Genomic DNA, 12,545 nt, shown 5'->3' with positions numbered 1-12,545 from the left:
CATGGCTGACGTCGCCCGCCTTGCGGGCGTCTCGCCAATGACGGTGAGCCGGGCGTTCAAGCGCGACGCCTCGGTGAGCGATGCGACGCGCAGTGCCATCCTCGAAGCCGCCGATACGCTCGGATACGTCTTCGACAGCACCGCCGCGAACCTGCGCTCGCAACGCACCGATTTTGTCGCCGTGACGATCCCCTCGATCAACAACGCCAACTTCGCCGATACGGTGCGCGGCCTGTCGGAGGGGCTGAAGGACCGCGGCCTGCAGATCCTGCTCGGCTATACGGATTATGACATCCAGGAAGAAGAGCGACTGGTCGAACAGCTGCTGCGCCGTCGCCCGGAGGCGATCGTCGTTACGGGCGGGCGCCACACCCCTCGGACGCGGCGTCTGTTGGAAAACGCAGGCATACCTGTCATCGAGACATGGGATCTGCCCGACAATCCTGTCGGCCATGTCGTCGGCTTCTCCAACGCGGCTGCGGTTCGCTCCATGGTCGACCACTTCGTGTCGGTCGGGATCACCCGGATTGCCTTCATCGGCGGCGATGCCGATCGCGACACCCGTGGCACGGATCGCCGGGCGGGCTTCATCACGGCCATGCAGGCACATGGCCTGGATCCCGATCGACTCATCGCGGCCGGCACACCGCCCATTTCCATGAGAGAAGGCGCAGACGCCATGGGCCGTTTGCTGGACACGCTGCCGGACACACAGGCCGTCATCTGCGTATCCGATCTGTCAGCCTTTGGTGCCCTGACGGAATGCCAGAGGCGCGGTGTGAATGTGCCCAGTCAGATCGCTGTCGCCGGCTTCGGCGACTACGAGATCGCCGGGATCTGCGTGCCGTCACTCACCACGATTAACCCGCTGCCTCGCGAGATCGGCAAACGCGCGGCCGAGCTCATCCTTGATGTTCTGGATGGCACGCAGGCAGGCCCCGCGACCATTGCTCTGGAACCCATCCTGATGCGTCGCCAATCGAGCCCGTAATGGCATGAAAGAAGGGCGCTGATTATGCGCCCTTTCTCTTCGCCAGTTTCAGTCTTTACTTTTGCGTGGCCAGCACCGCATTGACGACCGCGTCGCCATTCGCCGCAGTATAGCCATCCCAGACCGGCTTGACGGCAGCTTGGAAGGCAGCGGCATCCACGTCCGTGTTGACCTCCATGCCGGCGGCCTGAAGCTCGGCGATCATCGATGCCTCCTTCTCCTGCGCCAGCTTGCGCTGCATGGCGATGGCTTCGGCGGCCACGTCGAGGATCACCTTCTGCTCGTCAGCGGTCAGGCCGTTGAACTTGGCATCGTTGATAGCGAGCGCCAGCGCCGAATAGGCATGCTGCGTGATGCTCAGATACTTCTGAACCTCATTGAACTTGAAGGACAGGACGATGCCGATCGGATGATCCTGGGCATCGACCACACCCGTCTCAAGCGCCGTGTAGAGTTCGGCGACCGGCAACTGCGTCGGATTGGCGCCGAGTGCCGCGAACATGTCGTTCAGGGCCTTGGAGTTATTCACGCGCATGTTGAGCCCGGAGACATCAGCCGGAACGCGGATCGGACCGCGATTGTTGGTCATGTTACGGTAGCCGTTTTCCGGATAGCCCAGCATTTTCAGACCATGCTGGGTGAACTGAGCGGATACACCCTGCCCAACTTCCCCGTCGAGGACCTTGTAGGCAAGTTCCCGGTTGGGGAACATGAAGGGCAGCTCAAAGGCACCGGCATCCGGCACTAGCCCGGTCAGGTTGTTGAGGCCCGTCATCACGATATCGATGATCCCGGAACGGGCTCCGTCGATCATCGCCTGATCGTTGCCGAGCTGACCCTGCGGGAAGATGGTGACCTTGACCGAGCCGTTCGTGCGCGCTTCGACCTGCTCCTTGAAGAACACGGAGAGTGTCTGCTGCAGATCGGTATCAGGCGCGGCATGAGCAAGTTTCAGCTCTGTTTCGGCATGAACCGAAACGCCGGTAAAGGCGATTGCGGTTGCCAGTCCAAGCACTTTAAAGATTTTCATGTCAGGCTCCTCCCTGTTATGAAGTCTCAGCCGCCAAGGAAGTTGGCGGGAACGGTAATGAGTTGCGGAAAGATGATGAAAAGGCCGAGCAGCGCCGCATAGGCAGATATGAACGGCACAACGCCACGCACCGCCACACTCATCGGCACGCGTCCAACCCCGCAGATGACGTTGAGTACGGTTCCGACTGGGGGTGTCAGAAGGCCGATCGAGCAGTTGAGGATGAACATCAGCCCGAAATAGACCGGGTCGATACCCGCCATCTTCACCACCGGCATGAACAGCGGCACCAGGATCAGAACGGTCGGAGACAGGTCCATCACCATGCCGACAGCAAGCACGATCAACATGATGACCAGCATCAGCAGCCGCGGGCTGTCGATGAGGGGTTGCAGCATCTCGGCCAGCTGTTGCGGCAGTTGGGCGACGGTGATCAGCCAGGCGGCGACCATGGCTGCACCGACAAGGAACATCACCATAGCAGTCGAACGACCAGCCGTTACCAGCACTTCGAGCAGGATCTTCCAGGTCAGGGCGCGATAGACGACCGTTGACACGATGATCGCATAGACTGCGGCTACCACGGCAGCTTCGGTAGGCGTGAAGGCACCGGAGCGAATGCCTCCGATGATGATGACCGGCAGCAGCAGCGCCCAGATACCGTCCTTGAGGGCTGCCAGTCTTTCCTTGCCACTCGCCTTTGGAAGGGTGTCGATCTGTTCGTTGCGCATGATGTAGGACCAGACGACCATGAGCGTCACGCCCATCATCAACCCCGGCGCGATACCGGCCATGAACAGCTTGGCAATCGAGATATTGCCGGCAACACCGATCAGGATCAGCGGCAGAGACGGAGGAATGATCGGCGCGATGATGCCACCCGAGGCGAGGAGGCCGAGGCTTCGACCTTCCGGATAACCGGCCTTGCGCATCATGGGATAAAGGATCGCCACAAGGGCGGCCGCATCGGCAACGGCTGACCCGGATAGTCCGGCCAGAACGATCGCGGTCAGGATGGCAACATAGCCTAGGCCACCGCGCTTGTGCCCGACAAGCGTCATGGCGAGCCGGACGATGCGCTCCGAAAGGCCACCCTTGGACATGACTTCGCCGGCGACGAGGAAGAATGGGATGGCGAGCAGCGGAAAGCTGTCCACGCCGTTGATCAGCCCTTGGGCCAGGATATCGGGGCTGAACGTGCCCACATGCAGCATGAGCGCCATGGCAGAAAGCAAGAGGGCAAAGGCGACGGGAAGCCCAGCAAGGATCGCGACGAACAGAACGCCGAGGAACAGGATAAGAGTCATTCCTTGGTGTCCTCCGGAATGCGAGCATCTATGCTCATCGGATCGATGAAGCGGACGATGGCAATCGAAGCCATCAAAACAGACGAGACGACGCCCGCGAGATAAAAGAGACCGGACGGCAACCCTGTCAGAGGCGACAGGTTATTCCAGTTCGCGATGGTCTGGTTAAGCGCGCCGATGAACAGCATGCCGACAGCAACCATGACCACGACCCAGCAAAGCCGGCGGAGGATGGGAACGGCCCTCGGCATCATCGCTTCGGAAAATTCGGCCACGGCGAGATGCTCACCACGGCGCAAGACGACGGCAGCACCCAGCATCACGATCCAGACGAACCACAATCGGGCCAACTCGACCGACTGTCGTATGCCCGACGAAAAGCCGTAGCGCAGAACCACATTGGCAAAGACAAGCGCGATCATCGCTGCCAGAATGACCGCCATAAGGATGTCGATCATCGACCAGATCGCCTGAAACAGACGTCGCATGAGATCCTCCTCCCCGAAGACACGTTGCGTAAAACCCGATAATGGGTTATCGTTAACCCAAATTGGTATCGATAACATTGCTATGAGTCAAGTCCCGCATTTCCCTCGCACGATCACGATCGCCGACGTGGCCAAGGCTGCCGGCGTCAGCAGCATGACGGTCTCAAAAGTGCTGCGTGGAACCGGCCGTATCGCGAGTGAAACGCGCGACCGGGTCTCCCGCATTGCCGATGAACTGGGCTATGTTCCAAACCGCTTGGCTGGCTCACTGTCTTCGCAAACGAGCTCGCTGATCGGAATTGTTATTCCCTCGATCGGCGATCAGGTCTTCGCCGGCGTGTTGGCTGGCATAAATGAGGTCCTGAATAATAAGGGATACACCGCATTTATCGGGGAAAGTTTCTTCGACCCAGCGAACGAGCTTCGCATCGTCCACATGATGCTAACGATGAAGCCGGCTGCCCTGATTTTGACAGGAGGTATTGCGCGCGACGAACGCACCAAGCGTCTCCTGCGCCGGGCAGGCTTACGCGTTGTACACTTGTGGGATGGCGACAACCCAGACTTAGACGCTACAGTCGGGCTCTCACACCTTAAGGCAGGCAGGTTGGCAGCGCAGAGCTTCCTCAGCGCAGGCTTTACCCGCTGCGCCTATGTGGGTTCTCAACTGTCCCGCGATCTCTGTGCGGCCTCCAGGCTTCAAGGTTACAGCAGTTTATTGGCGACGCATGGCGTTACCCTCGAGCTGAAAACGGATCCAAGCCTTCCGCGCAGCACTGAGACCGGCTACGTCCTGACAAAAGCGCTTGTCGCACAAAGGGAAGTGCCCCAGGCAATCCACTACCTGAACGATGCCATGGCGATCGGTGGCCTCCGGTACCTGCTCGAGGCGGAGATCGCCGTTCCAGGCAAAGTCTCCGTCAACGGCTTCAACGGCACCGCCCTTCTGAGTTCGCTCACCACACGCCTGTCGAGCATTGAAGTGCCGCTCATGGAAATTGGCCGTCGGGCAGCGACTGCCGCTTTAGCGACCCCTATCCCTGGTTCAGAGGGAACTGTTGAACTGGTCGAAATCAACCTGGCTGCAGGCAATACCGTGTTGGCCAATAAGTGACGCAAATACTGGCCTTGAACGGATTAAGACCCCAAAAAGTCCGGCGGCCGGCCACGAAGTGTTATCTCATTATCTGTCTTTCACGGGAATTTTCTGCCGGTCAGCATAGCTACAAGCTGATATCTGTTGCGAATGCCGCTTTGGAACAGCGTTATCAAGACCTTCGCATTCTCTTCTGCTTGTGGAGAGGTGATTTCCTGATGGCGGATCTCACAGACCTTAACGAGAGCACTCTGCAGAAGTGCAAGATCGTCAGGCCTTAGCGGTGCCTTCAATTTTTGAGCGACTTTGAGGATCATCTGGTGGGCATGGGGAAAGAGTTCGCGAGGAACAGCGTCGGACTATTGTGCTGCATTAATCTTTATCTTGCGGAGGTCGTTTGAGATGACGCGGTCCCTGTTTCAGGTTCGGCGAAAAGGCGACCTTGCAGATCGGGTTTTGACGCTCGGACAGCACTACGCCTATTCTCGTTTGCCGGATCATGGACTGCTCAAAGGTTGTCCATCTGATGTGGGAAGCCATACGCTCTTTCCCCGGTCGATTACAGCCGCAGGCTCGGGTCGATGGAAGTAGAAGCCTTGCGCGAAACGGCATCCAACAGCTCTCAAGAAATCCGCTTGTTCGGCATTTTCGACACCTTCGGCTACGAGGTCGATCTCAAGGCTCAACCCTATGTCCGCAATCGCCTTGACTAGTCCGGTCACCCCAGACTGCGTTCCGAGCCGTGCGATGAAAGTCCTATCGATTTTGATGATGGATAGCGGAAAATCCAGGAGATGGGTGAGTGATGCGAACCCGGTCCCGAAGTCATCAAGCGCAATGAGGACACCTGCCTCACGAAGCTTAGAACATACTTCAAAGATCGCATCCGAGCCGCGTTGCAGGAAGACATTTTCGGTTACCTCAAGCTGCAAATGGTGAGGGCTCAGCCTTCGGATCTGCAGCTCCTCCAGGAGCCGATCTGCGAACCGCTGGTCTCGAAGTTGGCTCTGCGCCACGTTAATGGCTATGGATCCGAAAGCGTATCCTTCGTCGCGCCAAACCATAGCCTGATCCAGAGCCGCTTTTAAAACGAACTCACCGATGTCGGCAGACAAGCGCGGATCTTCCAAGGCGGGCAGAAAGCTAGAGGGTCCCCGAACGCCTTCGGTGCTGTTCCAGCGTAACAAGGCTTCGTAGCCAGCTACCTCCCCCGTCATTAGACAAACCTTGGCCTGGTAGTGGAGCTCGAGCTCCTCTGCCTTGAGCGCACCATCGATCGCCTCGATGCTTTTTACTCTCTCGTCCGCCAGAACTTGCATTGCCGGCTCGAAATAGCGATGGCGGTTGCGCCCGTCCGCCTTGGCGCTGTAAAGCGCAAGATCTGCACCACTCATCAGGTCGACCTCATCCAGCGCATGATCGCCTTGGTGGAGAGCAACACCGATCGATGTACTGCAGCGAAAAGAAGCACGGTTGAAGGCCAGGGGTGCCGAGACCAAGTCCAACATTTTGGTGGCAATGCGGTCAACTTCGTCTCGGTCGACAGTTCCCTCGATTACAATGGCGAACTCGTCGCCCCCAATCCTGGCGAGAAGACGCCCCTCGCTCGAGACCGTATCGAGACGCCTTGCTATCTCCCGGAGACACTCATCTCCAGCTGCGTGACCCAAGGTATCGTTAATATCTTTGAATCCATCCAGGTCGAGCAGGATCAAGCACACCGGGTTGCCCCGCATCTTGATGTCACTGAGGCGGGCCATGAGCTGCGCTCTGTTGCGCAAGCCTGTCAAAGGGTCACGCTCGGCGAGCCGCTTAACTTCTTCCAGTGCAGCCTTCTCGTCGGTAATATCCTGTTTCATCCCGTATCTGCGGGCTGCTACTCCACCGCGGAGTTCGACGTGGCCAGAAACCCGCACCCATCGGCGATTGCCCTTCGCGGTAATCATTTGCCCTTCGAACACATAGGGTTTATGAGATATCTGCGATTCAGTGACGAGTCTCGTCAGGCGGCGGAATTCTTCCGGTGGATAAAATTGGGCAAGTGAGGCGACTGACGGGACAAACGTTCGATCGATCTCGTGGAGCACGTACATCCCGTCGCTCCAGACCATCTCTCCAGTCTCACAGTCCGTTTCCCATGCGCCAACCTTAGCGAGGTCGGACGCACAGTCGAGCAAGCGCTTCTGCGCGTCCAGGCTTTGTCTCTGACGCTCGACGACATCTCCTGCGCGTGCCAGTTCCACCGACAGATCGCGCATCTTACGGGTAGAGCGATATTGTTTAAGCAAAGCCGCCGCAGCATCTCCCAACAACCGCAGCTGAAGACGCTCCCGATCGCTCAGGACGCGCGGTATCCGATCAATGATACAGAGACTGCCCGCGTTCATGTCATCCTGCATCTCGAGTGGGCAACCCGCATAAAATCTTATCTCTGGCGAGCCCGTTACGAGATCGTTTTGCGCAAATCGCTCATCAACAAGGGAATCTTCAACGACAAGGATCTCGTCCGACAGGATCGTGTAGTTGCAAAAGGCTAGCTCCCTCTTCGTCTCATTTGCCTCAAGTCCACGACGCGCCTTAAACCACTGCCGGTGCTCGTCCACCAAGGATACGAGCACGATTGGCACGTTGAAGATGGACTTCGCCAGATCAACGATATGTTCGAACGCAGGGTCTGTCCCCGTGTCCAGGATGTCGAGCTGTTGCAGGCATCGCAGCCGATCAGCCTCATTGGCTGCAAGAGGATAGGACGTTGGGCCAGATCGGCTCACGACGGCTCTGGTATTCATGCCGGTTCTTTCTTCGGTCGCGATCAACGGTTGTTGAATGAGGCTTAGAGCGCAGTCAGGCAGCTGCAGTCTCCAAGGGCCGGCGATTGGGGCTGGAGTTACCGTCAAATCTAAACTCCGCCATAAGCTGGAACAGCAGGTCGGCTTCTTTGGCCAAGCCATGACTTGCGGCGGTTGATTGCTCCACCATTGCGGCGTTTTGCTGTGTGCCCTGATCCATGGCGGTCACCGCTCTGTTGATTTCCTGAAGTCCCGTGGCCTGCTCCTTTGCCCCTTCGACAATGGCATCGACGTTCAGATTGATCTGTTGCACCTGCAAAACGATTTCGCGTAGCGCCTCACCTGTTCTGGCAACCAGATCGACGCCTGCTTTAACCTGCTGTCCGGACGCGGTGATGAGAGCCTTAATTTCCTTGGCGGCCTTAGCAGACCGTTGCGCGAGCTCCCTTACCTCCTGAGCCACTACCGCAAATCCCTTACCGGCTTCCCCTGCTCGTGCTGCTTCGACACCGGCATTAAGCGCGAGCAGATTGGTCTGGAACGCGATCTCATCGATGACGCCGATAATGTTGGAAATTTCGTCTGCAGACGATTTTATGCCATGCATCGCCTCAACCGCTTGCGTAACGACAGCACCCGAGTGCTCGGCGTTGGCGCGTGTTGTCGCAACAAGTTTCCCGGCCTCCTCTGCCCGGCGACTGGAATCAGCAACGGTGGTGGTGATCTGTTCCAGCGCGGCTGCCGTTTCCTCAACAGAAGCAGCCTGTTGCTCTGTACGTCTCGAAAGATCGTCAGCCGCTTGCCGTATCTCCTCAGAACCGGCAGCGATAGCGCCTGCGTTTCCGGAGACCCGCATCAGAGCCTCTCGCAGCTTCTCGACGGTATGGTTGAAGTCGTGTCGTACAGCCTCCATGGAAGGGACAAATGGCTTCCTAAGCTCAGCAAGAAGATCTCCCGAAGACAGCGATTTCAAACCTCTTCCAAGCTGATCGATGTCCCCCATACGTTCCGTGACATTCGTGGCGAACTTGACCACTTTCACGACCTTGCCGGTGAGGTCGACAATGGGATTGTATGCTGCCTGGATCCAGACTTCTCGCCCCCCCTTTCCATATCTTAGAAATTCATTGGCAACGAATTCTCCCGCGGCGAGCTTGCTCCAGAATTCGGCATATTCAGGCGTCGCCGCATAGGTCCGATCGCAGAACATACGGTGATGCTTGCCAACGATCTCGGACAGCTCGTATCGCATTGCGTGGCAGAAATTCGAATTGGCGGTGAGAATTTCTCCGGAAGGACTGAATTCAATGACAGCCTGAGAGCGAGAAATCGCATCAAGTTTGCCAGCGTCATCTACAGCTTTCTTTTTCTGCTCTGTGATGTCGGTCGCAAACTTCACCACCTTGTACGGCTTACCATTGCGCAAGATCGGGTTATATGTGGCTTCGATCCATATCTCTCGCCCGCCCTTGGCCATCCGCCTGTATTGCTGCTGATTATAGCGGCCTTCGCGCAGACGTTGCCAGAAAGCCTTGTATTCCAGTGAGCCAGCTTCCTCCGTGGCAACAAATAGACTGTGGTGACGGCCGACTATCTCCGCTAAATCATATCCGAGCGCCTTGCAGAAGTTCTGGTTTGCGTAAAGGATCTTACCGTCGAGATCAAACTCGATCACCGCTTGTGACTTGTGCAGTGCTTCAATTTGAGCACGTGCGTCGAAGGCCAGCTCCAGGCCGAAAAGTTTCATAGGACGCCCCCATCAGGTCTCACATCAGAGAATTGATCGGTGCCTGCCGAGGATTTGAAACCGCAAAACTGCGATAGGAAATGACGGTAAGCCCCCGCTAACGTGGAGATAATTGCAGCCGTCGCTTAATAAGTGATTAGTTTTTAAGAACCTTGAGAAATTTTGTTATGCCTGTTTCTTGACGCTTATCAATTTGGCGGGACTATCGATGGAAACATGGTCGCGCTATCACCGTCCCATGAACGTTATGCATGCGGGAGGAGCGACCGTTGGACATTTCAGCCTTGTGCCGGGAATTCGCTTTGGCTCTAACTGGGCAGCCAAGCGTCACTGGAAGTGAAGATGAGGTCGCGTTCGGGCCCTGGCTTACCGACTATCTCGCCACCCACCCTGCGCTCCACCGGTGCAATCGATCTTGGTGCCTCCCGGTCAGAGGCAGCGATCAGCGTCAGGTCGTTTTCTTACTGGCCAAAGGCTCAACGAATGGACCTACGGTGGTTCTGACTGGCCATTACGACACAGTCACCACACGCGATTACGGCGACCTGGAACATCTGGCTCTGGAGCCGGATCGTCTGAAGCAGGCACTGCTTGAGAAATTAGCAGCGCAAACGAGCGATGCGGAGCGACTGGCGTTCGCTGACCTCAAAAGCGGGAATTTCCTTCCCGGCCGCGGGCTACTGGATATGAAGGGCGGGCTGGCAGCGGGTCTGGCCGCAATGGCCGCGATCTCCGCAGAGCCGTTTCCAGGCAACCTGTTGTTCATCGCTGTGCCAGATGAGGAAAATGCGTCAGCAGGCGCGCGCGCCGCTGTGGAATTCCTCCCTTCTATTGCGAACCGAGAGAACCTCGACATCAAGCTGGTCATTAATCTCGACGCCATCGCAGACGTGGGGGATGGTTTTGAAGGCCAAGTGCTCGCAACAGGTACTGTGGGAAAACTCCTGCCAACAGCTTTAGTGATCGGACGGCCGGTGCATAGCGGCTATGCGACAAGAGGATTGAACGCGGCAGTGCTAGCGTCCGCTGTTGCCGCCAAGATTGAGTGGGCAGCCGACCTGGCTGAGGATAGCGGTACGGTACCCACCTTATTGTCCATTAAGGACAGCAAGACTCAGTACGATGTCACCACCCCCGCAACCGCATTCCTGTTTTGGAACTTGTTGTTTAAAGACCGCAATCCGCTCGAGTTGATGGCCATCTTACAGGATCTTATCGCAGAGGCTGTCGGCGACTGCGTCCAGGATCTGGTTGAGCGAGGCCGAAGGCTAGAGTCATCGGACGTTGAGCTTTTAGATGCACACGTGCCAGTCTTGAGGTTTGATCAACTCCTCACTCAGGTGGAGGTCGAACATCCGACTATCCGCGAAATGCTCGCAAAGATATCCGTCAGTCTGAAGCATCTCGATGCTCCCGAGCGATGCAGGAGACTGACGCTCGCACTCTGGGAAAAGAGCGGTAAGTCTGGCCCTGCCGTAGTTTTCGGATTGGGCGCCGACCCATATCTCTCCACCGCCGTCCGATCTCCTGAAGTTATGAACTTGCTGCGCGCATTCGTCTCTCAATCTGAAGCTCGCCACGGCTGCTCGCTTCGTCTGGTGAGCCATTTTGCCGGAATTTCCGACATGAGCTTCTTTGGTGAGAGCGTGGAAACCTATCGCCGGAGTCTTTTGCCGCTCTGCCCAACCGCCTCCGCCTCCCATGCGTCTGCTGGAACAACCTATCCCACGGTCAACTTGGGGCCCTGGGGGCGTGATTACCATACGCCGCTCGAGCGGATCCACGTCCCGTATTCGTTTGAACTTTTGCCGCAGCTTATCGTGGATTTTGTGGGAGAAATCGGTTGACCTGCGATGGGAAAACGACAATCCGCTCCGCGTTAATATGAGCAACTCTATCCATTAGCCACAGCGACACTCAGTAACGATGAGTGGCGCAACCCGCGCCACTCATCTTGTTCGGATTACTTTCCAGCTGCCTGTGCAGAGTACATATAGCTGTCATAGCTGTATTCTGCGACGCGGAACCATTCAAAGCTTTCGTCGCGAAATTTCTTCCAGCTAGGATAGATCTTTGCCCAAGCCGGGTGAGTCTCAGTGTATTCGGCGTAAAGCTCCATGCTCGCTTTGTAAGCGGCGTCCATGACATCTCGTGGCATGGGACGGAGGTTTACCCCCTTGCCAACGAGCGAACGGATTGCGGCCGTATTCTTCACGTCGTAAAGCGCTTGCATGTTAATGTTGGCTGCTTTGCAGGCAGCGTCGAGAGCGGCTTTGTAGGCCTCCGGCAGGGAGTCATACTTTGACTTGTTCATGAAGAAATGGATCGTCAGGCCGCCTTCCCAGTATGCGGGATAATAGTAGTAGGGAGCGATTTGGTAGAAGCCTAGCCGCTCATCATCGTAGGGACCGACCCATTCCGCTGCATCAATCGTGCCCCGCTCCAATGCAGGATAGATGTCGCCTCCAGGGATTTGCTGTGGGACCACGCCCAATCTGGACATGACCTCACCGGCTACGCCCGCGATGCGCATCTTTATACCCTGTAGGTCCGCAAGCGTATTGATCTCGTTCCGGAACCACCCACCCATCTGTGCGCCCGTAGCGCCGCCCGGCTTGGCCACGATACCGAAATCGGAAAGGAACTCATCATACAGCTCGTTCCCACCGCCGTGATAAAGCCACGCATTTTGTTGACGGGCGTTGAGACCAAACGGAATAGTCGAGCCGATCGCGAAAGTGGGATTCTTACCGGTGAAGTAATAGCCACAGGTGTGCGCGATCTCGACCGTATCGCTTTTCAATGCGTCGACCGCCTGGGGGCCCGGGACCAGCTCCCCTGCCTGGAACACCTGGATCTGGAATTTACCGTCGGTGATCTTTGAAAGGGTCTTCGCCATCACCACGGCGCCGCCGTAAATTGTATCCAGACTGTTCGGGAAGCCTGACGTCAGACGCCACTTTATGGTGGGCAAATCCTGTGCGATTGCGGGTGCGGCAAGGGGTAAGCTGGCGGCCACAGCAGCGCCACCGAGTGCGCCTTTGCTCAGAAAACTACGCCGGTTGAGAGTTTCAGTCATCATTTCCTCCTCAGGTAA

At 57.1% G+C, this 12,545-nt stretch carries 9 protein-coding genes and 1 pseudogene; 3 read left to right on the top strand and 7 right to left on the bottom strand.

What is annotated here, in order from left to right; all coding sequences use genetic code 11:
• Nucleotide 1: 1 nt before the first annotated feature.
• On the top strand, nucleotides 2-991 hold the full coding sequence (locus ASE36_RS20520; RefSeq protein WP_244474817.1) for a LacI family DNA-binding transcriptional regulator: 990 nt from the start codon (nucleotides 2-4) through the stop codon (nucleotides 989-991).
• Between the two features lie 55 nt (nucleotides 992-1,046).
• Here ASE36_RS20520 and ASE36_RS20515 read toward each other — a convergent pair whose 3' ends face one another.
• Genes ASE36_RS20515 through ASE36_RS20505 form a run of 3 tightly spaced genes read right to left on the bottom strand, consistent with a single transcriptional unit; the run spans nucleotide 1,047 to nucleotide 3,816 of the window.
• Nucleotides 1,047-2,021, bottom strand: a complete 975-nt coding sequence (locus ASE36_RS20515; protein ID WP_062284598.1) for a DctP family TRAP transporter solute-binding subunit — start codon at nucleotides 2,019-2,021, stop codon at nucleotides 1,047-1,049.
• 26 nt (nucleotides 2,022-2,047) lie between these two features.
• Nucleotides 2,048-3,328 carry a TRAP transporter large permease subunit gene (locus ASE36_RS20510; protein WP_062284594.1) on the bottom strand — a complete coding sequence of 427 codons (1,281 nt, stop codon included), beginning with the start codon at nucleotides 3,326-3,328 and terminating at the stop codon, nucleotides 2,048-2,050.
• Nucleotides 3,325-3,816: a TRAP transporter small permease gene (locus ASE36_RS20505; RefSeq protein WP_062284592.1), complete on the bottom strand. Its 492-nt coding sequence runs from the start codon at nucleotides 3,814-3,816 to the stop codon at nucleotides 3,325-3,327. The genes ASE36_RS20510 and ASE36_RS20505 overlap by 4 nt, the downstream gene beginning before the upstream one ends.
• Nucleotides 3,817-3,943: 127 nt before the next feature.
• On the opposite strand from ASE36_RS20505, the gene ASE36_RS20500 reads away from it, so the two are divergent.
• On the top strand, nucleotides 3,944-4,930 hold the full coding sequence (locus ASE36_RS20500; RefSeq protein ID WP_162255306.1) for a LacI family DNA-binding transcriptional regulator: 987 nt from the start codon (nucleotides 3,944-3,946) through the stop codon (nucleotides 4,928-4,930).
• 80 nt (nucleotides 4,931-5,010) lie between these two features.
• Here the strand turns inward: ASE36_RS20500 and ASE36_RS20495 are convergent, their stop codons facing one another.
• The 3 genes and pseudogenes from ASE36_RS20495 to ASE36_RS20485 form a co-directional block, all read right to left on the bottom strand.
• Nucleotides 5,011-5,229 (bottom strand): hypothetical protein, encoded by a 219-nt coding sequence (locus ASE36_RS20495; RefSeq protein ID WP_062284587.1) that lies wholly within the window; start codon nucleotides 5,227-5,229, stop codon nucleotides 5,011-5,013.
• A gap of 180 nt (nucleotides 5,230-5,409) precedes the next feature.
• Nucleotides 5,410-7,701, bottom strand: a complete 2,292-nt coding sequence (locus tag ASE36_RS20490) for a putative bifunctional diguanylate cyclase/phosphodiesterase (protein ID WP_062284584.1) — start codon at nucleotides 7,699-7,701, stop codon at nucleotides 5,410-5,412.
• Nucleotides 7,702-7,789: 88 nt separating this feature from the next.
• Nucleotides 7,790-9,448 (bottom strand): annotated as a pseudogene (locus ASE36_RS20485) (methyl-accepting chemotaxis protein); the annotation flags it as partial.
• 269 nt (nucleotides 9,449-9,717) lie between these two features.
• Between ASE36_RS20485 and ASE36_RS20480 the strand changes: the two are divergent.
• Nucleotides 9,718-11,295, top strand: coding sequence for a M20/M25/M40 family metallo-hydrolase (locus tag ASE36_RS20480; protein ID WP_162244235.1), 1,578 nt, complete (start codon nucleotides 9,718-9,720; stop codon nucleotides 11,293-11,295).
• 116 nt (nucleotides 11,296-11,411) lie between these two features.
• Here ASE36_RS20480 and ASE36_RS20475 read toward each other — a convergent pair whose 3' ends face one another.
• Nucleotides 11,412-12,527: a TRAP transporter substrate-binding protein gene (locus tag ASE36_RS20475; RefSeq protein WP_062284576.1), complete on the bottom strand. Its 1,116-nt coding sequence runs from the start codon at nucleotides 12,525-12,527 to the stop codon at nucleotides 11,412-11,414.
• Nucleotides 12,528-12,545: the final 18 nt, after the last annotated feature.

This window comes from Rhizobium sp. Root274 (assembly GCF_001429245.1).
Lineage (GTDB): Bacteria > Pseudomonadota > Alphaproteobacteria > Rhizobiales > Rhizobiaceae > Allorhizobium.
This window is presented reverse-complemented; position numbering and strand designations above follow the sequence as displayed.

What these genes read in the sequence shown, in the direction of transcription:
- ASE36_RS20505 (WP_062284592.1), bottom strand. Translation starts at nt 3,816, where the DNA reads ATGCGACGTCTGTTTCAGGCGATCTGGTCGATGATCGACATCCTTATG.
- ASE36_RS20490 (WP_062284584.1), bottom strand. Translation starts at nt 7,701, where the DNA reads ATGAATACCAGAGCCGTCGTGAGCCGATCTGGCCCAACGTCCTATCCT.
- ASE36_RS20495 (WP_062284587.1), bottom strand. Translation starts at nt 5,229, where the DNA reads ATGATCCTCAAAGTCGCTCAAAAATTGAAGGCACCGCTAAGGCCTGAC.
- ASE36_RS20515 (WP_062284598.1), bottom strand. Translation starts at nt 2,021, where the DNA reads ATGAAAATCTTTAAAGTGCTTGGACTGGCAACCGCAATCGCCTTTACC.
- ASE36_RS20475 (WP_062284576.1), bottom strand. Translation starts at nt 12,527, where the DNA reads ATGACTGAAACTCTCAACCGGCGTAGTTTTCTGAGCAAAGGCGCACTC.
- ASE36_RS20510 (WP_062284594.1), bottom strand. Translation starts at nt 3,328, where the DNA reads ATGACTCTTATCCTGTTCCTCGGCGTTCTGTTCGTCGCGATCCTTGCT.
- ASE36_RS20520 (WP_244474817.1), top strand. Translation starts at nt 2, where the DNA reads ATGGCTGACGTCGCCCGCCTTGCGGGCGTCTCGCCAATGACGGTGAGC.